The sequence below is a fragment of the Haladaptatus sp. HS23 genome (assembly GCF_056892285.1).
On sequence record NZ_JBXGLH010000001.1, the window covers coordinates 496582 to 517275 of the forward strand.

Annotated in this window: 26 protein-coding genes; 16 read left to right on the top strand and 10 right to left on the bottom strand. The window is 62.6% G+C overall.

The window, feature by feature from the left end; genetic code table 11:
• Positions 1–60: 60 nt before the first annotated feature.
• Both AC1XDK_RS02685 and AC1XDK_RS02690 read left to right on the top strand, forming a co-directional pair.
• Positions 61–708 (top strand): DUF5828 family protein, encoded by a 648-nt coding sequence (locus AC1XDK_RS02685; protein WP_483348225.1) that lies wholly within the window; start codon positions 61–63, stop codon positions 706–708.
• A 66-nt stretch (positions 709–774) separates the two neighbouring features.
• Positions 775–1215, top strand: coding sequence for a universal stress protein (locus AC1XDK_RS02690; RefSeq protein ID WP_483348226.1), 441 nt, complete (start codon positions 775–777; stop codon positions 1213–1215).
• Between the two features lie 16 nt (positions 1216–1231).
• Here AC1XDK_RS02690 and AC1XDK_RS02695 read toward each other — a convergent pair whose 3' ends face one another.
• Entirely contained in the window at positions 1232–1816 is a 585-nt protein-coding gene (locus AC1XDK_RS02695; RefSeq protein ID WP_483348907.1) for a DUF6149 family protein, read from the bottom strand.
• Between the two features lie 112 nt (positions 1817–1928).
• On the opposite strand from AC1XDK_RS02695, the gene AC1XDK_RS02700 reads away from it, so the two are divergent.
• From AC1XDK_RS02700 to AC1XDK_RS02710, 3 genes are all read left to right on the top strand, one after another.
• Complete coding sequence (locus tag AC1XDK_RS02700) at positions 1929–3170, top strand: NAD(P)/FAD-dependent oxidoreductase (protein ID WP_483348227.1); 1242 nt, start codon at positions 1929–1931, stop codon at positions 3168–3170.
• 212 nt (positions 3171–3382) lie between these two features.
• Entirely contained in the window at positions 3383–3640 is a 258-nt protein-coding gene (locus tag AC1XDK_RS02705; protein ID WP_483348228.1) for a DUF7979 domain-containing protein, read from the top strand.
• Between the two features lie 67 nt (positions 3641–3707).
• The gene (locus AC1XDK_RS02710) at positions 3708–4121 is read left to right on the top strand and encodes a DUF7124 domain-containing protein (protein WP_483348908.1); all 414 of its coding nucleotides are present in this window, start codon (positions 3708–3710) and stop codon (positions 4119–4121) included.
• Between the two features lie 18 nt (positions 4122–4139).
• Here AC1XDK_RS02710 and AC1XDK_RS02715 read toward each other — a convergent pair whose 3' ends face one another.
• A complete protein-coding gene (locus AC1XDK_RS02715) occupies positions 4140–4379 on the bottom strand; it encodes a hypothetical protein (RefSeq protein WP_483348229.1) in 240 nt (79 codons plus the stop codon).
• A gap of 180 nt (positions 4380–4559) precedes the next feature.
• Between AC1XDK_RS02715 and AC1XDK_RS02720 the strand changes: the two genes are divergently transcribed.
• The 3 genes from AC1XDK_RS02720 to AC1XDK_RS02730 all read left to right on the top strand — a co-directional run bounded on the left by AC1XDK_RS02720 (position 4560) and on the right by AC1XDK_RS02730 (position 6320).
• Positions 4560–5093, top strand: a complete 534-nt coding sequence (locus AC1XDK_RS02720) for a DUF5815 family protein (protein WP_483348230.1) — start codon at positions 4560–4562, stop codon at positions 5091–5093.
• A gap of 70 nt (positions 5094–5163) precedes the next feature.
• Positions 5164–5388 (top strand): hypothetical protein, encoded by a 225-nt coding sequence (locus tag AC1XDK_RS02725; RefSeq protein ID WP_483348231.1) that lies wholly within the window; start codon positions 5164–5166, stop codon positions 5386–5388.
• A 44-nt stretch (positions 5389–5432) separates the two neighbouring features.
• Positions 5433–6320 carry a Vms1/Ankzf1 family peptidyl-tRNA hydrolase gene (locus AC1XDK_RS02730; RefSeq protein ID WP_483348232.1) on the top strand — a complete coding sequence of 296 codons (888 nt, stop codon included), beginning with the start codon at positions 5433–5435 and terminating at the stop codon, positions 6318–6320.
• Between the two features lie 6 nt (positions 6321–6326).
• Here the strand turns inward: AC1XDK_RS02730 and AC1XDK_RS02735 are convergent, their stop codons facing one another.
• Positions 6327–6533, bottom strand: coding sequence for a hypothetical protein (locus AC1XDK_RS02735; protein ID WP_483348233.1), 207 nt, complete (start codon positions 6531–6533; stop codon positions 6327–6329).
• 52 nt (positions 6534–6585) lie between these two features.
• A complete protein-coding gene (locus AC1XDK_RS02740; RefSeq protein ID WP_483348234.1) occupies positions 6586–7467 on the bottom strand; it encodes a homoserine kinase in 882 nt (293 codons plus the stop codon).
• Positions 7468–7603: 136 nt separating this feature from the next.
• Here AC1XDK_RS02740 and AC1XDK_RS02745 point away from each other — a divergent pair, with 136 nt between their 5' ends.
• Positions 7604–8617 carry an N-acetyltransferase DgcN family protein gene (locus AC1XDK_RS02745; protein WP_483348235.1) on the top strand — a complete coding sequence of 338 codons (1014 nt, stop codon included), beginning with the start codon at positions 7604–7606 and terminating at the stop codon, positions 8615–8617.
• Complete coding sequence (locus AC1XDK_RS02750; protein ID WP_483348236.1) at positions 8614–9651, top strand: dipeptide epimerase; 1038 nt, start codon at positions 8614–8616, stop codon at positions 9649–9651. Before AC1XDK_RS02745 ends, AC1XDK_RS02750 begins: the two co-directional genes overlap by 4 nt.
• Before the next feature lie 4 nt (positions 9652–9655).
• Here AC1XDK_RS02750 and AC1XDK_RS02755 read toward each other — a convergent pair whose 3' ends face one another.
• From AC1XDK_RS02755 to AC1XDK_RS02765, 3 genes are all read right to left on the bottom strand, one after another.
• Positions 9656–10435, bottom strand: a complete 780-nt coding sequence (locus AC1XDK_RS02755) for a M14 family metallopeptidase (protein ID WP_483348237.1) — start codon at positions 10433–10435, stop codon at positions 9656–9658.
• Between the two features lie 71 nt (positions 10436–10506).
• Positions 10507–10785, bottom strand: a complete 279-nt coding sequence (locus AC1XDK_RS02760; RefSeq protein ID WP_483348238.1) for a PRC-barrel domain containing protein — start codon at positions 10783–10785, stop codon at positions 10507–10509.
• Positions 10786–10832: 47 nt separating this feature from the next.
• Complete coding sequence (locus AC1XDK_RS02765; RefSeq protein WP_483348239.1) at positions 10833–11441, bottom strand: DJ-1/PfpI family protein; 609 nt, start codon at positions 11439–11441, stop codon at positions 10833–10835.
• A gap of 128 nt (positions 11442–11569) precedes the next feature.
• Between AC1XDK_RS02765 and thrS the strand changes: the two genes are divergently transcribed.
• Complete coding sequence (gene thrS / locus AC1XDK_RS02770) at positions 11570–13492, top strand: threonine--tRNA ligase (protein ID WP_483348240.1); 1923 nt, start codon at positions 11570–11572, stop codon at positions 13490–13492.
• A gap of 127 nt (positions 13493–13619) precedes the next feature.
• Here the strand turns inward: thrS and AC1XDK_RS02775 are convergent, their stop codons facing one another.
• The 3 genes from AC1XDK_RS02775 to AC1XDK_RS02785 all read right to left on the bottom strand — a co-directional run bounded on the left by AC1XDK_RS02775 (position 13620) and on the right by AC1XDK_RS02785 (position 16126).
• A complete protein-coding gene (locus AC1XDK_RS02775; RefSeq protein ID WP_483348241.1) occupies positions 13620–14057 on the bottom strand; it encodes a hypothetical protein in 438 nt (145 codons plus the stop codon).
• A gap of 67 nt (positions 14058–14124) precedes the next feature.
• Entirely contained in the window at positions 14125–15165 is a 1041-nt protein-coding gene (locus tag AC1XDK_RS02780) for a DUF7972 family membrane protein (RefSeq protein ID WP_483348242.1), read from the bottom strand.
• 118 nt (positions 15166–15283) lie between these two features.
• A complete protein-coding gene (locus tag AC1XDK_RS02785; protein WP_483348243.1) occupies positions 15284–16126 on the bottom strand; it encodes a PspA/IM30 family protein in 843 nt (280 codons plus the stop codon).
• 54 nt (positions 16127–16180) lie between these two features.
• On the opposite strand from AC1XDK_RS02785, the gene AC1XDK_RS02790 reads away from it, so the two are divergent.
• From AC1XDK_RS02790 to AC1XDK_RS02810, 5 genes are all read left to right on the top strand, one after another.
• The gene (locus AC1XDK_RS02790; protein WP_483348244.1) at positions 16181–16777 is read left to right on the top strand and encodes an alpha/beta hydrolase; all 597 of its coding nucleotides are present in this window, start codon (positions 16181–16183) and stop codon (positions 16775–16777) included.
• A gap of 398 nt (positions 16778–17175) precedes the next feature.
• Positions 17176–18822, top strand: a complete 1647-nt coding sequence (locus AC1XDK_RS02795) for a CTP synthase (protein WP_483348245.1) — start codon at positions 17176–17178, stop codon at positions 18820–18822.
• Positions 18822–19739, top strand: a complete 918-nt coding sequence (guaA, locus tag AC1XDK_RS02800; protein ID WP_483348246.1) for a glutamine-hydrolyzing GMP synthase — start codon at positions 18822–18824, stop codon at positions 19737–19739. Before AC1XDK_RS02795 ends, guaA begins: the two co-directional genes overlap by 1 nt.
• The gene (locus tag AC1XDK_RS02805) at positions 19739–20059 is read left to right on the top strand and encodes a DUF7126 family protein (RefSeq protein WP_483348247.1); all 321 of its coding nucleotides are present in this window, start codon (positions 19739–19741) and stop codon (positions 20057–20059) included. Before guaA ends, AC1XDK_RS02805 begins: the two co-directional genes overlap by 1 nt.
• 105 nt (positions 20060–20164) lie before the next feature.
• Entirely contained in the window at positions 20165–20569 is a 405-nt protein-coding gene (locus tag AC1XDK_RS02810) for a GNAT family N-acetyltransferase (RefSeq protein WP_483348248.1), read from the top strand.
• The last annotated feature ends 125 nt before the right edge of the window (positions 20570–20694 follow it).

Genomic DNA, 20694 nt, shown 5'->3' on the forward strand with positions numbered 1-20694 from the left:
TCCCTCGACGCAGAGAACCCGGCGAAAACGTAGATAGCCGTCGACGGCGTAGAGTGAGACATGGAGGAGAGTATTGCTGGCTTCAAGGAGACGGGGGATTGGGTGGCCATCGTGGAACACGGCGAGCGAATCACCACGGCGCTGGAGGAGGAGGGAATCGAGGGGGAGAATTTCGACGATTGGAACGAATGGCGTCCGAAAGCGCACGAGCGACTGAGAGAGGACGTAAACGAGAAGACAGCGGAGAAGGCGAGTGCGTCACGCGGGGAGGGTGAAAGGAAGGGAAAATCCCCAACGGAAGACGCCGGGTCGGCGCGCGAGGAGTTGGAGGACACGGTGTCCGAACTCGCGGAAGGTGACATCGACGACGCCGTCGAGGAGGGACGAGACACCGTCGAATACGCGACCCGTGCGGCCGACACGGTGGGCCGGAAGGCGCTTCGAACCGTCGAGGAGACGGTGTACAAACACGTCATGACGCAGGTATCGCCCGCGTACTTCGACAACGAACTGGTGAGTGCGAACGTGGAGCGCACTCGGGGTGGGAACCGGTACATCTTCGAGGTGAACGTCAACGACGACGACCTCAAAGACCGCGTGAGCGACCGACTGAAGCAGTACGACGAGGAGATAGACCGCTGGCGTGGCGAGACCGAAAAGGAGACCGAATCCGCCGAGGCCGCCGAGGGAATCGACCCGGTGGAGTGACGGCGTTTTGGACACGAAAGGAATCGCCACTATCCCTATCCACGTTCGGCGCGTGTTATCGGTGTCATGTACGACCGAATCCTCATCCCCATCGACGGAAGCAACGCGGCGGCGAACGCGATTCCGTACGCCCTCGACGCCGCGAAGACGTACGACGCCGCCCTCTACACGGTGTCAGTCGTCGATACGGGCGAGACGGATGACGACGGGGAAAAGCGCGAGGCGATGTACGAGGAGTTCGAAAAGGAGTCGAAGGCGATGGTGGAGGACCTTATCGAGCGAGCGGAGCGGGAGGACATCCGCACGACGGCGGGGTCCATCGCGGAGGGCAAACCGCACCGTGCGATTCGACGGTACGCCGACGAACAGGACATCGACCTCATCGTGATGGGTACCCACGGACGGCGTGGCATCCTCTACCCGCTTCGACGGAGCGTCACGGAAAAAGTCGCCCGACGGGCGGACGTGCCGGTGCTGATGGTTCGATTGGGCGAGGACGAAGACTGAGCCGAAAAGTCGGGAATCAGGCTTCGCCTTCGTCGACGCCGACCGCGTCCGAGATGTCCACGTCCTCGGGTTCGTCCTGGCCGCCGACCCGGATTTCGCCGTCGTCTCCTTGGACGTACACGTCGTCGGCAAAACCGCCTTCCGCGTGCGGGTGAACCGGGTCGTCCAGTTTTTCGGGGGTGGATGGCGCTTCCGGCATCTCGGTGGGCGCGAACTCGCCTAACGGGTCGGCGATGGTGATGCCGTGCTTCGAGAAGAACGTCTCGTAGCGTTCGTAGTGTTCTTCCAGTTCGTCGCTCGGGAACTCCATCATCTCGGTCCAGCCGTGGTTGTAGAAGTCGAAGTTGGACTGGATGTGCGTGATTTCGCGGGCCTCCGCTTCCGGCGCACCCTCCTGAAGCGCGGCGAGGTACGAATCCATCGTCGCGTCGAAGAAGGCGTCGAGGTGTTCGCGGCGTTCCTCCCGGTGTTCCTCGTCGGCCTTCTTCAGGAAGATTTTGGTGTGCATGTTCACCAACCCCGTCTTCGCTACGTCCCGGACGACGGGCAGTTCGAGGGCTTTTCTCGACGCGAAATGGCGCGCGTTCTGACGGATTTTCATGCTCGTTGTTTGGGACGCGACGGCCTTCAACGTCCCGACTAGGGTGTGTTGGCGTTTGACAGCAATATCGAGATAGCAATCCACTTTAACCCCGACGCAGAACGTCTCAGTCATGAGCGAATCGTACGTGATCATCGGGGATGGCATCGCGGGTAGTTCCGCAGCCGAAACCATCCGCGAGGAAAAACCCGACGCCGATATCGCCGTCATCACCGACGAGGGCGAAGCACTGTATAATCGCATCCTCATCAAGGAGTTCGCCAAGGGCAAACTCCCCGAAGCGCCCATCTCCATTCACGAACCCGAATGGTACGACGAGCGCGATATCGACCTCGAACTGAACACGTTCGTCACCGACATCGACGCGGACGCACACGAGGTCCACACCCACGCGAGCGGGACGTACAATTACGACAAACTCCTCGTCGCCACGGGCGGGACGCCGACCCAACTCCCCGTCGACAACAGCGACGCCGACGGCGTCCACCACTTCTGGACGTTCCAGGACGCACGTCGCATCGCCGAACACGCGGAAGCGGCGGACACCGGGACCGTCATCGGTGCCGGTCTCCTCGGTATCGACCTCGCGGCCATCTGTGCCGAACAGGACGTCGACGCGAAGTACATCATGCGCGGCAATCGCTGGTGGCGCTACGGTCTGAGCCTCGACGGCGCGGAAATCATTCACAAGGCCCTCGAAGAGAAGGGCGTCGAAACCGTCCTCGAAAGCGGCGTCAACGCCTTCAAAACGGACGACGACGGCAACGTCGTCGCCACCATCGACGCCGACGACAACGAGTACGAGAGCGACTTCGTCGGCATCGCCATCGGTCTCAACTTCAACACGGAGTACCTGCAGGGGAGCGGCGTCAAGACGGACAACGGCGTCGTCGTGGACCAGTACATGCAGACGAACGTGGACGACATCTACGCCGCCGGCGACATCACGCGGTACTACGACGTGATTCTGGACGAGTACGCCCAGAACGGGTCGTGGGGCAGCGCGAAACAGCAGGGCGTCATCGCCGCGAAGAACATGGTCGCGGACGACGAGGAAGAGGAGTTCCGCTGGGTCTCCTCCTACTCCATCACCCACTTCGACTTCCCGTTCCTCTCCTTCGGCTTCCCGACGATAGGCGACGACGAGTGCGAAGAGAAGTACAGCGACACGGAATGGCGTCGCCTCTCGTTCAAGGACGGCAAACTCATCGGCGGCGTCCTCATCGGCGACATCGCCCCGCAGGGCAAGTACAAGGATCTCATCCGCAACGAAGTCGAATGTGCCGACCAGAAGGAAATCCTCCTCGAGAAGGACTTCGACCCGGAGAAGCTCGCACATCCACAGGAACAGTAGATTCGTAGCGCGGAACGATGGGGGTTCGGTATTTTTGTCGCGGTCGATTCCACCGGATAACGATTGTCACGACGTGAATCTTTACGACGACGACGAATTCGTCAAATACACCGCTACTTTTGGGTGCTTCTCGCGTAGCTCATTGTAACATGTTTTTTCATACAGTTCCCGCAACGCTTAATAGGCTCCAAGTCAATTGGTAACATATATCAATGGCTTCGAACAGCACGAGTAGTCTGAAGACTGCACCGGTCGGAGAGACGGCGGCACTCATCATCAGCCGCACCGAAACCGTTCCAGCGGGCGTTCAGGTGTACCATTTCGACGAACTCACGGAGGAGACACAACAGGTGTTGGCGGAGTTCGACGGCGATGAGAAAGTCGTCCAGATGACCGGTGCGTTGGCGGACGAGTTCGACAGGGACGCGCTCGTGGTGTTCAACGACTACTACCGAATCGACGTGGCCTAAGCGGCACCCACGCGAACGAACAACCGAAGCCGTTTTCTCCCGCACGACGGGATGTAAGGATATGAGCATGAGCGGAAGCGGCGAGATGACGCTCGCCTTCGAGTTGTCTGCGCTCAAAGCGTTGGCGAGTCCCGGAGCGGTGTTCGAAGACGCCCGACGCTGGACCCGCTACGTCGGCGTCATCTCCGACCAACCGACCTACGTGGTGACGAACTTTACCCGGAAGAACCGCATCCGACAGGACTTCTTCTCCGGCCCGAAAGGCCGTGCCGAGAGCCTCGACAGCGTAAAATCGCAGTTCGACACCGACCGCCACGTCTTCGTCGGCATCACCGACGAGGACCGCGAACTCGCCGAGGACCACGACTGGGAGTTCCTCCACGTCGAGGACGCCGCCGAGGCGGCCGAGTGGGACCTCGCGTCCGACGACGACGGCGAAGGTGCAGCGAACGAAGAGGACGTGCGCGACGACTGGCCGTAGCCGTCGAATCCAGACCCGTTAGGGGTCCGCCCGCAAACTCCGTTTTCCCTCCTCGGTAATCTGATAGCAACACCAGTTCGAGTTTCGAACGAGGTCGCGGTCGGCGAGCGAACGACAGCGAGTCGCGGTGACGCAGTTCGAAAGCGACAGTCGGCGCTCGATGTCGATTCGGACCTGTATCCCTTCCGCGTCGAGCAGTCGGAGGATTCGTTCGTCTATCGGGCGCAGTCGGTCGGGAACCCCGCTGGCCTGAGCCATAGAGGTCCGTATTTTTTCCGCCGTCAAATAGCTCGCTAAGAGGGGTATGTATCGGGGGCAGGAACGGGGGATTGCTATTGAGCGCTACCTCTACGGGAAGGATACGTATCCGATTCGTGGCGGTTTCGGGCGACCGAGCGCAATCACGTCGTTTAAACTCGTCAGGGACGAACGGAGCGTATGGCAGAACCGCGCGTACCGGGAGGAGACGGTGCGACGCTCGACCTTCCCTGTGGCGAGTCGGTGCCGACCGAAACGCTCGACATGGGAATGCGCGAGTACGACTGTGACTGTGGCGAATCGCATGCGGTCGTCATGGACGTCCACCCGCCGTCACGCTTCGTCCCCGAATTTCTCGTGGACATCCTCCAAGAGACCATCGACACGACGGACGAGAACGTCGAATTCGGCACCCTGCACATCATGGGCGTCGTCATGGAGGAGTTTCCGGAGGAAGTCGTCAGCGAGGACGTAGCCGAAAACCCGGACCTCGGGTACGCGATGGTGTGGGTGACGGACTTCGACTCGCGGCGACTGCACGAAGTCGTCGTCGAACTCCTCGTCGAACTCATGGAACACGCCGTCAGTCACGCGGACGACGACGACGCGATGAGCCAGTTCGAGGCGGACATGCTGAACTTCGACGTTCCGACATTCGTGGACCAGTATCGGAAGGAACGCGACTTCTCCGGGCCGCACGACCGACCGGCGTAAGCGGGTCGCGTCCGGTTAGGGGGTCGTTGTCTGACTGAATTTTAAGTACCTGACGGCCGATACGACTACCATGTCACTTCGGGGGAGTGCGTTCGAACGGATTCGGGAGGTCGTGGCCGAACGGGGGGCCGGAGAGCCGTTGACGGCACGGGAGATTCTCCACCTCCTCGACGAGAGCGACGACGCTCACGAGGAGTTCGAGAGCACGCACGAAATCGCGACCGTCCTCGGACGGCGGGCACAGACCGGCGACGTGACCGTGATTCGGTCCTCGCCGTATCGGTACGAACTCTGACCGGACGCGAAACTACAAGACCCCGGGACACGCCCTTCGAGTCGATGCTGGACGAGTTGCTCGGGCGCGCCGAGTTGAAAGAGCGAATCGACTCCCTCGAAGAAGAAAATCACCACCTCGAACGGCGGGTGGAAGCCGAAGAGGAACGCCGCGCCGAAGCCGTCACCGAACGTCAAACCGCCGAGGAACAGGTCAACAGCTTCGAAAACCGTATCGTGGAACTCGAAGACCGAGTGGAGCGACTGCGGGACGACGAGGAGTCGGTGGCGTTCCGGGGCACCGAAACGCTTCACGGGGAGCGGGTGGACGAGGTGTTGGCCCGTCTCGGAAGCTTCGAAACGGGACCGGAAGGCGCGTTGACTGCGATGGTGGACGAGGACGTGCCGGAGGCAGTCGGCGAGGCGTTCGGGGACCACGGGTCGCTCGTGGCACGCGCCGCACCCTGTTTGGCCGTGACTGACGATGCGGGGCTCGTCAGCGCCGCGCTCGTCCCGCCACATTTGCCCGAACCGTTCGCTTCGTGGAGCGATGGCTTCGAGTTCGAATCGTCGTGGTTCCGCCCGGAGGGTCGGTTCGCGTTCGCGCTCGTCCGTTCCGACGTGTTCGCCATCGGCGAGTACGATGGCCGGGAACGCCTGTCCGTGACGGGGTTCGAAAGCGACGTGAAGGGGGACCACTCGAAAGGGGGGTTCTCACAGGCGCGGTTCGAACGAATTCGGGACGAGCAGATAGCCGACCACCTGGAGAAGTGCCACGAGGAGATAGCCGCCCGCGATGCGGAACGCCTCTACGTCGTCGGCCAGCGGACGCTCCTCTCCGAGTTCCGAGACGCGGCCGACGTGACCGAAGCCGTGGACGCGACCGGAAAACCGAGGGACGCGTTAGACGACGCCTTCTACGAGTTCTGGGCGACGCGGCTGTTTCGGGTGTGAACCGTCTCAGTCCAAGTCGGCGTGAAACAGCAGACGACCACATTCGGGGCACATGCCCGTCTCGACCTCTTTTTTCTCGTTCATTCCGAGCGACCCGAGAAATCCCTCCCGTCGTTCACTCGTCTTCACGTACGGTTTCCACGCGTCGTTCATGCCGAACTTGACCGGTTCGAGCGAAACGCCGCAGTCGGGACAGCGGTCACTACTCGTCATATCGGAACCGTCTCCGCGGAAAACCGTGGTCGTTACGCTTCGTCGGGAAGACTCACCGCTCTTCTATCGTCGCGCCGCCCCCGATTGCGGTCGGATAGGCGCGTGCGTCCACGTCGACGTCGGAGAAGGCGTCCAACATCGCGCTCGCGACTGCGCTCTGTCCGTTCTCGTAGCAGACGGCGAGGACGCTCGGCCCGGCCCCGCTGACCGCGACGCCCGTCGCACCGGCGTCGAGCGCGGCGGTCCGAACCGCGTCGAACCCGTCGATGAGCGACGCCCGCGACCCCGTGACCGACCCGTCTTCGAGGCCCGCCCCGACGAGTTCCGGGTCGTCGCGGAACATCCCCGCCGTGAGCGTCGCGGCGTGGCCCACGGTGCCGACTAACTCGTCGATCTCTACGGATTGGGGAACGACCCGTCTCGCGTCCCGGGTCGAGACGACGATTTCCGGCAGGCAGGCGACGACCGGAACCGACGCATCGACCTGCGTGATGGTGTCGTCCGTGACGACGGTGAAGCCGCCCAGAATCGAGGGCGCGACGTTGTCCGCGTGGGCTTCGCCCGAGACGGCGGCCTCGCCCTCCGCCGCGACGCGAACGAGTTCGCGCCGCGTGAGTCCGCGGTCGTAGAGTTCGTTCAGGGCGACGGCCGCGGCGGCCGCGCTGGCGGCCGACGATCCGAGTCCCGACGAGGGTCGGACCCCTTTGTTGATTCGAATGTGTGCGGGCGTGTCGAGTTCCTGAGCGACGACGCCCGCGGTGTTCTTCGCCGGTTCGGTCGGTATGTATCGTTCGCCAACGCCCGTGACCTCTATCGTCGTCTCCGCTGCTCGTTCGACCCGAACGATGTCGGCGGGTCGTTCCAATGCCAATCCGAACACGTCGAACCCACACCCCAGATTGGCACTCGTAGCCGGTGCCCGCACTGTGACCATGCAAAGCCTATCGAAAGCACGGACAAAAACCTTCGCCTCGGGGCGGAATCAGCGTCCCCGAAAACCGACAGCCAGATACGACTTCTACGTTACCGGGAGAGACGGCTTTAAGCCACCGTGCCACCACCGCACACGCATGCAGGTTTCGATATTGGCACACGAGAAGTTCCCCGGTCGTGCGAAGACGGCGGTCGGGATTCTACGCTACGCCGACTACGAAGTCGCCGCAGTTCTCGACCGCGAACGCGACGGAGAGCGCGTTTCCGACCACGTTCCGGACGTACAGGATGCGCCGATAGTCGCGGGAATGGACGACGTTTCCGACGTGGACGCGCTCGTCATCGGCATCGCACCCATCGGCGGCGGGTTCGACGAGTCGTGGCGACCGGACGTCCGAAACGCGCTCGAACGGGGCTGTGACGTGATTTCGGGCCTCCACTACTTCCTCGAAAACGACGAGGAGTTCGTCTCTCTCGCCGAGGAAAACGGCTGTGAGATTTGGGACGTGCGAAAGCCCCACGACGACCTCACCGTCAGCCAAGGGGTAGCGGACGAGGTGGACGCGGAAATCGTCCTCACCGTCGGGACGGACTGTTCGGTCGGCAAGATGACCGCGACGCTCGAACTCGTGCAGGCGGCCCGTGACCGCGGCGAGAGCGTCGGCTTCATCCCGACCGGACAGACGGGAATCATGATAGACGGGTGGGGCAACCCCATCGACCGCGTGGTGAGCGACTTCACCGCGGGGGCCGTCGAGGAGATGATTTTGGAACGCGGCGACGAGTACGACTACCTGTTCGTCGAGGGCCAAGGAAGCATCGTCCATCCGGCCTACTCAGCCGTGACGTGCGGGATTCTCCACGGTTCCATGCCGGACGAACTCGTCCTCTGCCACGAGGCCGGAAAGGAGGTCATCCACGGCTACGAGTCCGTTTCCCTGCCGCCGATTTCGGAGTACGTCTCGCTCTACGAGGGCCTCGCCCGACCGGTGCACGGGACAGAAATCGTCGCCGGAGCCATCAACACGTCCGGCATCGATGACGACGAGGACGCCCGCGCGGCGATCGCCGAGTACGAATCCGCGCTCGGAGCGCCCGCGGCCGACCTCGTTCGATTCGACGCCGACGCCGTGTTGGAGGCGATTCTGTGAGTCTCACGACCGAGTTCGAGCGAATTTCGCTCCCGCTCGAACACGCGTTTACCATTTCGCGGGGAACGCAAACCGCCGCGGAAAACGTCGTCGTGAAAATCGAAGACGACGACGGGAACGTCGGTATCGGCGGGGCCGCCCCCTCGGAGCACTACGGCGAAACGGCGGCTACGGTCGAAGCCGTCATGCCGGGCCTCCTCGCCGTGGTCGAGCGGGTGGACGACCCCCACGCGCTCGACCGAATCGAGCGGGGGATGCGCGAAACGGTGAACCGCAACCCGGCGGCGCGCTGTGCGGTGAGCATCGCGCTCCACGACCTCGTGGCGAAGCGCACCGGACTGCCGCTGTATCGTTACTGGGGACTCGACGGGAGCGAGACGCTCGAAACGTCGTTCACCATCGGCATCGACCCGACCGACGTGATGGCCGAGAAGACGCGGGAGGCCGTCGAAGCCGGATACGGCACGCTGAAGGTGAAGGTCGGAACCGACCGCGACGAGGAAATCGTCGGCGCGATTCGGGAGGAAGCGCCCGACGCGACGATTCGCGTGGACGCGAATCAGGCATGGAGTCCGCGCGAGGCGGTGCGAAAAATCGACGCGCTCGCCGACTTCGGCGTGGAGTTCGTCGAACAACCGGTTCCCGCCGAGAACCCGGAAGGAATGGCCTTCGTCCGCGAACGCGCCGCGCTCCCCATCGCGGCCGACGAGTCCTGCGTCACGCTGGAGGACATCCCGAAAATCGCGGGCAAGGCCGACATCGCCAACCTGAAACTGATGAAGTGCGGCGGCCTCCGCGAAGCGATGCGTATGATTCACGCCGCGAACGCCCACGGCTTGGAACTCATGCTCGGGTGTATGGTCGAGAGCAACGCCAGCATCGCGGCGGCGTGCCACCTCGTTCCCCTGCTCGACTACGCCGATTTGGACGGCTCGCTCCTGCTTGCCGAGGACGAGTACGAGGGCGTCCCGATGCCGAACGGCGTCATCGACCTCGAAACCGGACGCACCGGGACCGGCGTTCGAAAACGGTAGGTCGTCAACGCTCCAGCGTTCCGACCCGCTCCGCCCGAAATCCGATCATATCCTCGTAGCCGTCGGTGGACATCAGGACGGGATAGAACGCTCTGTCGGCGCGGAGTTCGTCTCCGCCCGTGCCCCCCTCTCTGGCGAACACCTCGCCCTCCTCGACGCGGACGAAGTTCTCGCCGACGAACTCGTAGTCGCCCCCTTTCACGGCGTCGAAGACGCGATACAGTTCGGGGTCCCCGCTGTCCGAGAGCGTGTCGATTGCCCCGGTTTCGCCGAGGAAGTTCCGCAGGACTCGCTCGGCGTTTCGTTCGGCGCGCTCCGTTCCACGAAGGCCGCATTCGACCGCCACGCCGTCCACGTAGTCGATGAGACCACCGACGACGTAGCTGATGTCTACGACCCTGCCCACGCCCGTCGCCCGTGCTATCCGTTTCGTCCGGTCGTTCATCCGCGCGAGGAGCGCGAACGCCTCCGGATGTGACTTCGTCGAGTGCAAGTCGAGAACGCCGCAGTCACGAATCTCGGGGAGGAGTTCCGCCGCGAGCCGGGATTCGTGCGTTTCTCCCTCGGAGTCGCCCGGAAACGCACGGTTCAAATCCTCGTCGATGAACCGAACGTTCTCCGCGATGGCTTCCTCGTTAGCGATGGCAAACCGAACCGGACGGGAAAAGGTGGGATCTTCCGCCAGCACGCGCTCGATGGCCGTTTTGCCACAGCGCTCGTTTCCGTGCAGGCAGGCGACGACGGCGAGGTCAGGCGTTCCATCGCCGAGGGTCTGAACGCGCATCGATAGTCATGGCACACACCCACACGACTTGAGACTGTGGATTTTCGACGTGACTATCAGATATTCTATATTTATGGTTCTTCCTTTTTCTCGTGTTCGGTATCGTGGGTCCGTAGCCGGACCTCCTTGTCCGTTATGCCGTGGATGGCGCTGTGCGGAAGCGGGTAGATGTCCTTCGCGTCGTCCTTCCACCCGAGGAGCATCTTGTACTCGTCGAGGAGGCTGGGGTGCGGGTCCACGTAGGCGACCCCGTCCCGGACGTCGGTCACGATGCCGACCTTCTGGTCGTCCACGTTGAACACCGGTTTGTCCACGTCCTTCGGTTTCGGTGATTTGCGCATAGGGTTCATTCGACTGTCACCACTATCAGGTTATCCGCCGAACGTCCGACGCTCGTTCATCGACCGTCGGTCGCGTGAACGTCGTCGCTGGGGTCGTACTCCATCTCCTCGCCGACCGTACGGGCGATTTCCGCGCCAAACTCGCGCTCGACGACGTAAAACGCGAGGTCGATACCGGACGAGACACCGCCAGCGGTCAGAATATCGCCGTCGTCCACGACGCGAGCGTCCACGACCCGCGCCGCCGAATCGCGGAGGTCAGGCACGGCTCCGGCGTGCGTGACCGCTGGGCGGCCGTCGAGCAGTCCGGCGCGTGAAAGCACCATTCCGCCGGTACAGACCGCCGCGACCATCGCTCCCTGTTCGTAGAGCGTCGCTAATGCGTCGGGTAGGTCGCCACGCTCCGCTTCCGCCCGCGCTCCCGCTTCGCTCCGGTCGTTCCATCCGCCGCCGGGGACGACGACGAGGTCGGGCGAGCGCTCGTCCAGCGTCGCGTCCGGTTCGACGCGGAGGCCGTGGCTCGCGGTGATTCGTTTCGTTTCCGCGAGCGTACAGAGCGAAACCGTGAGGTCCGCACCGGCGTCGCCCGCGTTCTCGAACACTTCGTACGGGCCGATGGCGTCCAACTCGTCGAATCCCTCGAAGAGGACGATTGCGATTTCCATTTCCGACTATCGATAGCGTTTTTCGAGGTAGTAAACCCGCCGGTGAACCGGATATCGAACCGCCGTCCATCGCCGTTCCTCGCGCCGTCTCAACACACTTATCTGGCGCGTGGCGCGTACCCAACCGCATGAGCGATATCGTTGTCACGCTCCCGGACGGCGCCGAACTCGACATGGAGGAAGGCGCGACCGTGGAGGACGTGGCGTACGAAATCGGCCCGGGACTAGGCAAGGACACGGTGGCAGGAGTCGTGGACGGCGAACTCGTGGACAAGGCGACGCCGCTGTCCGAGGACTGCCGACTCGTCATCGTCACCGACCAGAGCGACGAGTACCTGAGCGTCCTCCGTCACTCCGCGGCCCACGTCTTCGCGCAGGCGCTGAAGCGACTCCACCCCGAAGCGAAACTCACCATCGGCCCGTGGACCGACGAGGGGTTTTACTACGACATCGCGGGCGTCGAACTGGACAGCGACGACCTCGCCGAAATCGAGGCCGAGGCACACGACATCATCGAGGAGGACCTCGACATCGAGCGCACCGAGAAGTCGCGCGAGGAGGCCTTCGACTTCTACGAGGACAACGAGTACAAACAGGACATCCTCGACACCGAAGCGGCGGACGAGGACCCGATTTCCTTCTACGAACAGGGCGAGTTCGCCGACCTGTGTAAGGGACCGCACGTCTCCTCGACCGGCGAAGTCGGCGGCTTCACGCTGCTCGAAACCTCGGCGGCCTACTGGCGCGGCGACGAGGAGAACGACACGCTGACGCGCGTGTACGGGACGGCGTTCCCGACCGAGAAGGGCCTCGAACAGTACCTCGAACGGGTCGAAGAGGCCGAAGAGCGCGACCACCGCAAACTCGGCAAGGAACTGGACCTGTTCTCCATCGACGAGACGACGGGGCCGGGCCTGCCGCTCTACCATCCCAACGGAAAGACCATCCTGCGCGAACTCTCCGACTACGCCGGTGAACTCAACCGCGGTGCGGGCTACGACGAGGTGGAGACGCCGCACTTGTTCCGCACGGAACTCTGGAAGAAGTCCGGCCACTACGACAACTACGTGGACGACATGTTCCTCCTCGACGTGAACGACGAGGAGTACGGCCTGAAGCCGATGAACTGCCCCGGCCACGCGACCATCTTCGACCAGCACAGTTGGAGTTACCGCGACCTGCCGATTCGCTACTTCGAGAACGGCAAGGTGTATCGCAAGGAACAGCGCGGCGAACTCTCCGGCCTCTCGCGTGTCTGGTCGTTCACCATCGACGACGGCCACCTGTTCGTCCGGCCCGACCAGATAGAGCGCGAGATTCGGAAGGTCATGGACCTCATCTTCGAGGTCATCGAGACGTTCGACTTGGACGTGGAAGTCGCGCTCGCCACCCGCCCCGAGAAGTCCGTCGGCAGCGACGAACTCTGGGAGCACGCCGAAGAGCAACTCCGTTCCGTCCTCGAATCCTCCGGCATGGACTACGACATCGAGGCGGGGGATGGCGCGTTCTACGGCCCCAAAATCGACTTCGGCTTCGAGGACGCCCTCGGGCGCGTCTGGGACGGCCCGACGGTCCAACTCGACTTCAACATGCCCGAGCGCTTCGACCTGAGCTACGTCACCGAGGACAACGAAGAGGAGCGCCCGGTCATGATTCACCGCGCGCTGTACGGTAGCTACGAGCGCTTCTTCATGGTGCTCATCGAGCACTTCGACGGCAAGTTCCCGCTCTGGCTCTCGCCCGAGCAGGTCCGCGTCCTGCCCGTCAGCGACGACAACCTCGGCTACGCCCACCGCGTGGCGAACGAACTCGACGACTTCCGCGTCGAGGTCGAAGACCGCTCGTGGACCGTCGGACGCAAGATTCAGCAGGCCCACGACGACCGCGTGCCGTACATGATCGTCGTCGGCGGCGACGAGGAGGAGGCGGGAACGATTTCGGTCCGCGACCGCAAGGAGCGCGAGGAGAAGGACGTGTCGCTTTCGGAGTTTCGCAAGCACTTGGAAGCTGAGCGCGAGGAGAAGAGTACCGAACTCGCGTTCTTGGACTGAGGCGACTCGGTTACCGTTCGCCGATTCTGCCGGAATACTCGATTGGACACAGATTTCATCGGAATTGCTGGGTAGCGGACGCGAATCGGGCACCGACTCGGCAGTGGTTTCGGTGGAACGATACGGATTACGAACGTGGCACCGAGCGTCCGAATGATTCGGAGTCGTGAGCGTCCCGTAGCCAAATCCCGGCGAGCACGAAGAGCAGTGCCACTGGCGCGACGAACAGGCCGATTGTAAGGATACCGAGGACCGTCAGCACGAGGAGGGCGATGGCGGTGAGCCAGACGAGTACTCGGTTCTCGTTCCATGCGCCATAGCCGCCGATGAGGGCGAAGACGAGGATGAACAGTGAAATGAAAAAGAGGGCTGGGTCGGCCCCATTCACGCCGAGGACGTAGTCGATTCCGGACGGTCCCCGAACGACGCTACAACCCCCGCTCGAAGTGCATACTTCGCTCGTTCCGAATGGGACGAACATGAGATCGAGCGAAAGGGCGATACCCAGTATCGCCCCGAGAACACCCGCTTTGGTACCCTTCGAAAATCGTGAATGACGGGCCATTGTACCGACTATATCGCGTTGTGGATGATTAACGATTCCTTTTGAGAAGATGGCAAATCTACCGAACTCAGTCCAACTCGTCGCTGCGCTTCGTCTCCCGCAGGATGAACGGCCCGATCGAAAGCGTCCGCTTCGCCACCGTCGAAATCCTGAGGATGTAGGCTAACAGGATGATGAACGGGACGATTGCAATCGTGGAGGCCAGACTCACGGTCAGCACGTCGTTGCTGATGCCGAAGGTGGAACCCGGAATCGCCTTCGCGTCGAAGTAGATTATCATCGAGATGGTGACGACGAGCGCGGGAACCGCCGTGTACAGCATGGCCCGCGAGAGGTTGACGAACTCCCACTGGAAGTAGAGCGTTTTGAGATGTTCGCGCGAGGGGCCGAAGTAGGTCAGCGATTCGATGATGTCGTCGAACGCCTCGTCCGCTTCGTCGGTGAGGTCGTCCGCGTGTTCGTTGCGGATCTTCCGCGCGAGGAAGATTTTCCACGAGTAGTTGAAGTTGAGGATGGCAGAGAGCACGTCGAACGTCCCGAACTGCGTGTCTTCGAGCGAGTCGCTCACCTCGTTCGCGTTGCCGGTCAGTCCATCGACGTAGCTTCGAATCTCGTCCTTTAGCTCCTCGTCCCGACTCGACTCCACCGCGTCGGCGAGCGTGTTCGCCCGCGATTTGGTCTCGTCGAGGAGTGCCTGCATGAACGACGCCGGTTCCGGCGGTGCGGTCGGAACGTCGAGCGCGTCTTCGATTTCCCGCCGGAACTCCATCGCACCCTCCATCCGGCTTCGCTGGTCGCCGACCGGGCCGAGTTCCTGCGAAAGGACGAGTTGGTTGAGCGTCACGACGAGGGTGACGCCCGTGATAATCGCGCCGACGAAGCCCTGAAACACAGTGTCCACCGCGTCGTCGCTCGGTCCGATATACTGTTGGAGCGGCGACGGGTCGAGAACGCCGAGAACGAGCAACGACACGAAAACGGCGAGCAGGATAGCTCCCGCGACGAACCACCGGTTCGCTTCCATTAAAATCCACAACTTGAGCCGACTTTCGTTGGCTCGTTCGCGCATCGTATCCCCGGGTTGCGCGCTCCCGTCGGAATCACTCATACGGAAATGGAGAGCAAGTAGTGTGAAATAGACACTTGCCGAATCCGGTCGTTCTTGCCGGAGGGAAGGACGGTCGGTTTCCTCGGAGACCGTTACAAATCGGTTTCGGTGGAGGTAGCTACGAGTTGTTCTCCTCGGTGGTCTGCTCGGTTTCCGTCTCGGTTTCCGTCTCAGTTTCCGTCTCCTCGGCCGCCACGTCGGCTTCGAGGTCCGAGAGGTCGATATCGTCGTCGCTGGACGTCGTTTCCTCCTCGGGTTCGTCCTCCATGCCCATGTCGGCCTTCAGCGTCTCCAGTTCCGAATCCACCTCGCCCGACGACTGCATCTCTTCGAGTTCGCGGTCGAGGCTGCTTTTATCCGAAAGCGCATCCTCGAACGCGCCGGTGTCCTGCAGTTCGTCCATCGCTTCCGCACGGGCTTCCATGTCCTGTGTCCTCTCCTCGGCGCGCTCGATGGCCATCCCGACGTCTTGCATCTCGTCGCCGACGCCGGTCATCGCTTCCGAGACACGGCTGTTGGCCTCGGCGGCCTCGTAACGGGCCTTCATGCTCTCCTTCTTCGTGCGGAACTCCTCGATACGGTTCTGGAGTTCGTCCTTCTTCTGGACGAGGTTATCCTGCGTGTTCTGGAGTTGCGCGATTTGGCCCTCCAAATCCTCGATTTGGTTCATTTTCTGCTTTTTCTTCTCCAGCGCCTGCCGGGCCAAATCCTCGCGGTCCTGCTTGACCGCCTGCCGCGCTTGCTGGTTGTGCTTTTCCACGTTCTCCTCGAGGCGTCGCTTCTGGATTTCGAGGCGTTTCTTCTGCGTCGTGAGGTCCGCGATACCCTGCTTTACGTCCTGCAACTCGTCGCGCATCTGCTCGTAGGAGTAATCGAGCGTCTCGGTCGGGTCCTCTGCCCGATTGAGGACGGCGTTTATCTTCGAGCGGACGACGTACGACATGCGTGAAAGTACTCCCATACTTCTATATTCAGAACCCGACCCTTAAAATCCTCACCAAGCTAACACGCCCGCATGGTGTTGAACGAAGTCGTCGTCCCCGGCGCGCGCGACGTCCGTGCGTCGCTGGACGAACCCGAAGACGGGACAGAGACCATCGTTATCGCCTGTCCACCCCATCCGCAGTTCAACGGCAACCGAAACGACAACAGGCTAGTCGCGCTCTCCGACTACCTCACGGAACGCGGCGTGGCCTGCCTGCGCTTCGATTACGGCGATTGGGACGAGGGCTACGGCGAACGAGAGGACGCGCGCAACGCGCTCCGCTGGGCGCGCGAGCGATACGATTCGGTCGGCATCTTCGGCTTCAGTTTCGGCGGCGCGATAGCGACCCTCGCGGGCGTGGACGAGAACGCGGCCGCCATCGGCCTCCTCGCGCCCGCGTCCCGACTCGCGGACGACTTGGACGCCGCCGCCGCGCTCGACGATGTGGACGTTCCGCTGAAGGTCCTCTACGGCACGCGCGACGACACCGCGGAGTGGAAACCGCTGGTCGAGCGCGCGCGAGAACTGGGCTTCGAAACCGAGGAGTTCAGCGCGGACCACTTCTTCATCGGACAGGAACAGAAGGTGGCGGGACGACTCGGTGAGTTTCTGGTCGAATCGCTTTGAAAGGCCTCGTGCTCTCGACACACTGGTCCTGCTTTCCCCAAGACGACGAGCACAGACGTCACACGACCGCACCGCCACCGCATCAGCCACACCCTCCCCAACCGATTCGCTTCGTTCGTTCCTCACTTCACTCATCCCTCGCGTGATAACCAATCGCCCCTCGGCCGCGATGGCCTCGGGCCTACCGGCGTACGCGCCGAAGGTGTCGATTCGACTTCGCGCATTCGAACGGTCCGTAGTGGCGCACGCTGGCGGGGCTTTTACCGTCATCTCCACTTCCGTTTTTTCGAACTCGGATTCATCTCAAGGTCGAACTTCGAAGTATCCAACATATGCCACATCCTGTCGAACGACGACGCCTCCGAAATGGTTTTGAAGAACGGTTGCGGAAAGTCAGTATGCCGACTGACCCCGAGACAAACTACGACCCCGAGATGGGGAAGAAGTTCATTTTCGTCACAGGGGGCGTCATGTCCGGACTTGGCAAAGGCATTACCGCCGCGAGCACTGGGCGACTGCTCGCAAATGCCGGGTTCGACGTGACCGCCGTGAAAATCGACCCGTATCTGAACGTGGACGCGGGGACGATGAATCCCTATCAGCATGGTGAAGTGTACGTACTGAAAGACGGTGGCGAGGTCGACCTCGACTTGGGGAACTACGAACGGTTCCTCGACATCGACATGACCTTCGACCACAACATCACGACCGGCAAGGCCTACCAGTACGTCATCGAGAAGGAACGCGCCGGGGATTATCTGGGCAAGACGGTCCAGATCATCCCGCACATCACGGACGAAATCAAGCGCCGCATCCGCGAGGCCGCCGAGGGCCACGACGTGTGTATCGTCGAAGTGGGCGGCACCGTGGGCGACATCGAGAGCATGCCGTTCCTCGAAGCGCTGCGCCAGTTCGCCACGGAACAGGACGACGACGATTTCCTCTTGACCCACGTCACGCTCGTCCCGCACTCGAAAAACGGCGAACAGAAGACGAAGCCGACCCAGCACAGCGTGAAGGAACTCCGGAGCATCGGCCTGCAACCCGACGTGCTCGTCGGGCGCTGTAGCGACGGACTCGAACCGAAGACGAAGGAGAAAATCGCGCTGTTCTGCGACGTGCCGACCGACGCCGTGTTCTCGAACCCTGACGTGGAGGACATCTACCACGTCCCGCTCGTCGTCGAGGAAGAGGGCCTGGACGAGTACGTCATGGAGCAACTCTCCCTGACGGAGCAGGCGGTTCCGAGCGACGAGCGAAGCACCGCGTGGCGCGAACTCGTCACGCGGGAAACCGAGGGCGAAGTCGATATCGCGCTCGTCGGCAAGTACGCGCTCGAGGACGCCTACATGTCCATCCACGAGGCGCTCAAACACGCCGGATTGGAGAAGAACGTCGACGTCAACGTCCTCTGGGTGGACGCGGACGAGATGGACGACGACCACGAGGAGCGTCTCAAGGAGGCCGACGGAATCGTCGTCCCCGGCGGGTTCGGCAGTCGCGGAACCGAGGGCAAAGTCGAGGCCATCCGCTACGCCCGCGAGAACGACGTTCCGTTCCTCGGCCTCTGTCTCGGCTTCCAGATGGCCGTCGTGGAGTACGCCCGGAACGTCCTCGGATTGGACGGTGCGAACTCCGCCGAACTCGACGCGAACACGGCACACCCCGTCATCGACATCCTCCCCGAACAGTACGAGGTCGAGGACATGGGCGGAACGATGCGCCTCGGTGCACACGAGACCGACATCGAATCAGGAACCCTCGCGGAGCGGGTGTACGGCGCGACGAGTTGCACGGAGCGCCACCGCCACCGCTACGAGGTGAACCCCGAATACTTCGAGGACTTCGAAGGCGAGGACCTCGTCTTCTCCGGTCGCGCCGGGAACCGGATGGAAATCCTCGAATTGGACGACCACCCGTACTTCTTCGGGACGCAGTTCCATCCGGAGTTCCGCTCCCGACCCGACCGCGCGAGTCCGCCGTTCGTCGGCCTCCTCGATGCGGTCCTCGACGAAGCGGAGACGCGAGAGGAGGTAGAAGCCTGATGGTAGACACTGGTAAATTCATTGAAGAGGCAGTCGCAGAGATTCGAGAAGCGGTCGGTGACTCGCACGCAATCATCGCGCTGTCGGGCGGCGTCGATTCGTCCGTCGCCGCCGGACTCGCGTACAAGGCCATCGGCGACCAACTCACGCCGGTTTACGTCGATACCGGGCTGATGCGCAAGGGCGAGACCGACCAGATTCGCAAGACGTTCTCCTACATGAGTTCGTTGGAGGTCGTGGAAGCCGAAGACCGGTTCTTCGACGCGCTGTCGGGCGTCATCGACCCCGAGGAGAAGCGGAAGGTCATCGGCGAGCAGTTCATCCGCGAGTTCGAGCGCGAGGCGCGCGTCACGGACGCCGACTACCTCGTGCAGGGGACGATTTACCCCGACCGAATCGAGAGCGAGGGCGGCATCAAGTCCCACCACAACGTCGGCGGCCTGCCGGACGTGGTGGACTTCGACGGCATCGTGGAACCCGTCCGCGACCTCTACAAGGACGAGGTGCGCGAGGTCGCTCGCGCGCTCGGCATGGAGGAGATAATCGCCGAACGCATGCCGTTCCCCGGTCCGGGACTGGCCGTCCGCGTCGTCGGCGAAGTCACGCCCGAGAAGGCGCAGGTCGCGCGCGAGGCGTGCCACGTCGTGGAGGAGGAACTGGAGGAGTACGACCCGTGGCAGGCGTTCGCCGCCGTCGTCGGCAAGGGAACCGGCGTCAAAGGTGACAACCGCGTTCACGGCTGGATCGTCGCGGTGCGGTCGGTCGAGTCGCGCGACGGCATGACCGCCCGCGCACAGGAACTCGACTGGGACACGCTCCAGCGCATTCAATCGCGCATCACCGGCCAGAACGAGAACGTCGCCCGCGTCGTCTACGACGTGACACATAAACCTCCGGCGACCATCGAGTACGAGTGATGCGCGCAGTCATCGCAGGTCCGGACGACGGAGAACTCGGTCGCGCCCTCGAATCGGAGGGCGTCGAATTGACGACTGTCGACGGTGTCGCCTCCCGCCCCGCGCTCGAAGACGCGGCCATCCACGACGCCGACCTGTTCGTCCTCACGGACGTCGGACAGGCAACGGCGATCGCGGTCGCGAAGGACGTGAACCCGGACGTTCGCGTCGTCGTCTACGACGAGGATTCCATCCCCGAATTCGCCCGCAGTCAGGCCGACCTCATCGTGGACCCGAACCTCCTCGATGCGAGTGCGGTCGCCGAGGAGTTGGCGGCCTGAGCGACGACAGCCACGGACGAAAAGCAGGAGACGGAAGCGGAGAATGGAATCGACGGTATCGGTCGGAAGGGACAGGGTTAATCCCTGTCCCGACGAGATTTTTTCATGAGCTACGAAGTCCGTGACGAACTGCCGACCCCCGAAGAGTTCGTCGCCCTCCGCGACGCCGCCGACATGGCACCGCGAAGCGTGGAAGCCGTCGAACGAGGATTGCCGAACTCGGTGTTCGGCGTGACCGTCGTGGACGACGAAACCGACGATGTCGTCGGCATGGCCCGCATCATCGGCGACGGCGGGTCCGTCTACCAAATCGGGGACATGGCGGTCCACCCCGACCACCAGCGGCAGGGGCTTGGGTCCCGTATGATGGAGCGGTTGATGGAGTACTTGGAGGAGACCGCACCCGAAGGAGCCTACGTCAACCTCATGGCCGACGTGGAGGGCTTTTACGAGCAGTTCGGCTTCGAGTACACCGCACCCGCTTCGCGCGGGATGTACCGGCGGATGTGACGAACACGAAGTAGCGGATGTGACGAATATGGACTGTGTTTTCGCATCGTTTTCGTTCGGTTCCGAGTTTGCTACGTGAGGTTCTACGTGCCGCCGCTGTCGGTCACTTTTGGGGATGGCTTGCT

Coding starts and splice junctions, on each gene's coding strand:
- AC1XDK_RS02685 (WP_483348225.1), top strand. CDS start 61: ATGGAGGAGAGTATTGCTGGCTTCAAGGAGACGGGGGATTGGGTGGCC.
- AC1XDK_RS02690 (WP_483348226.1), top strand. CDS start 775: ATGTACGACCGAATCCTCATCCCCATCGACGGAAGCAACGCGGCGGCG.
- AC1XDK_RS02695 (WP_483348907.1), bottom strand. CDS start 1,816: ATGAAAATCCGTCAGAACGCGCGCCATTTCGCGTCGAGAAAAGCCCTC.
- AC1XDK_RS02700 (WP_483348227.1), top strand. CDS start 1,929: ATGAGCGAATCGTACGTGATCATCGGGGATGGCATCGCGGGTAGTTCC.
- AC1XDK_RS02705 (WP_483348228.1), top strand. CDS start 3,383: ATGGCTTCGAACAGCACGAGTAGTCTGAAGACTGCACCGGTCGGAGAG.
- AC1XDK_RS02710 (WP_483348908.1), top strand. CDS start 3,708: ATGAGCGGAAGCGGCGAGATGACGCTCGCCTTCGAGTTGTCTGCGCTC.
- AC1XDK_RS02715 (WP_483348229.1), bottom strand. CDS start 4,379: ATGGCTCAGGCCAGCGGGGTTCCCGACCGACTGCGCCCGATAGACGAA.
- AC1XDK_RS02720 (WP_483348230.1), top strand. CDS start 4,560: ATGGCAGAACCGCGCGTACCGGGAGGAGACGGTGCGACGCTCGACCTT.
- AC1XDK_RS02725 (WP_483348231.1), top strand. CDS start 5,164: ATGTCACTTCGGGGGAGTGCGTTCGAACGGATTCGGGAGGTCGTGGCC.
- AC1XDK_RS02730 (WP_483348232.1), top strand. CDS start 5,433: ATGCTGGACGAGTTGCTCGGGCGCGCCGAGTTGAAAGAGCGAATCGAC.
- AC1XDK_RS02735 (WP_483348233.1), bottom strand. CDS start 6,533: ATGACGAGTAGTGACCGCTGTCCCGACTGCGGCGTTTCGCTCGAACCG.
- AC1XDK_RS02740 (WP_483348234.1), bottom strand. CDS start 7,467: ATGGTCACAGTGCGGGCACCGGCTACGAGTGCCAATCTGGGGTGTGGG.
- AC1XDK_RS02745 (WP_483348235.1), top strand. CDS start 7,604: ATGCAGGTTTCGATATTGGCACACGAGAAGTTCCCCGGTCGTGCGAAG.
- AC1XDK_RS02755 (WP_483348237.1), bottom strand. CDS start 10,435: ATGCGCGTTCAGACCCTCGGCGATGGAACGCCTGACCTCGCCGTCGTC.
- AC1XDK_RS02760 (WP_483348238.1), bottom strand. CDS start 10,785: ATGAACCCTATGCGCAAATCACCGAAACCGAAGGACGTGGACAAACCG.
- AC1XDK_RS02765 (WP_483348239.1), bottom strand. CDS start 11,441: ATGGAAATCGCAATCGTCCTCTTCGAGGGATTCGACGAGTTGGACGCC.
- thrS (WP_483348240.1), top strand. CDS start 11,570: ATGAGCGATATCGTTGTCACGCTCCCGGACGGCGCCGAACTCGACATG.
- AC1XDK_RS02775 (WP_483348241.1), bottom strand. CDS start 14,057: ATGGCCCGTCATTCACGATTTTCGAAGGGTACCAAAGCGGGTGTTCTC.
- AC1XDK_RS02780 (WP_483348242.1), bottom strand. CDS start 15,165: ATGAGTGATTCCGACGGGAGCGCGCAACCCGGGGATACGATGCGCGAA.
- AC1XDK_RS02785 (WP_483348243.1), bottom strand. CDS start 16,126: ATGGGAGTACTTTCACGCATGTCGTACGTCGTCCGCTCGAAGATAAAC.
- AC1XDK_RS02790 (WP_483348244.1), top strand. CDS start 16,181: ATGGTGTTGAACGAAGTCGTCGTCCCCGGCGCGCGCGACGTCCGTGCG.
- AC1XDK_RS02795 (WP_483348245.1), top strand. CDS start 17,176: ATGCCGACTGACCCCGAGACAAACTACGACCCCGAGATGGGGAAGAAG.
- guaA (WP_483348246.1), top strand. CDS start 18,822: ATGGTAGACACTGGTAAATTCATTGAAGAGGCAGTCGCAGAGATTCGA.
- AC1XDK_RS02805 (WP_483348247.1), top strand. CDS start 19,739: ATGCGCGCAGTCATCGCAGGTCCGGACGACGGAGAACTCGGTCGCGCC.
- AC1XDK_RS02810 (WP_483348248.1), top strand. CDS start 20,165: ATGAGCTACGAAGTCCGTGACGAACTGCCGACCCCCGAAGAGTTCGTC.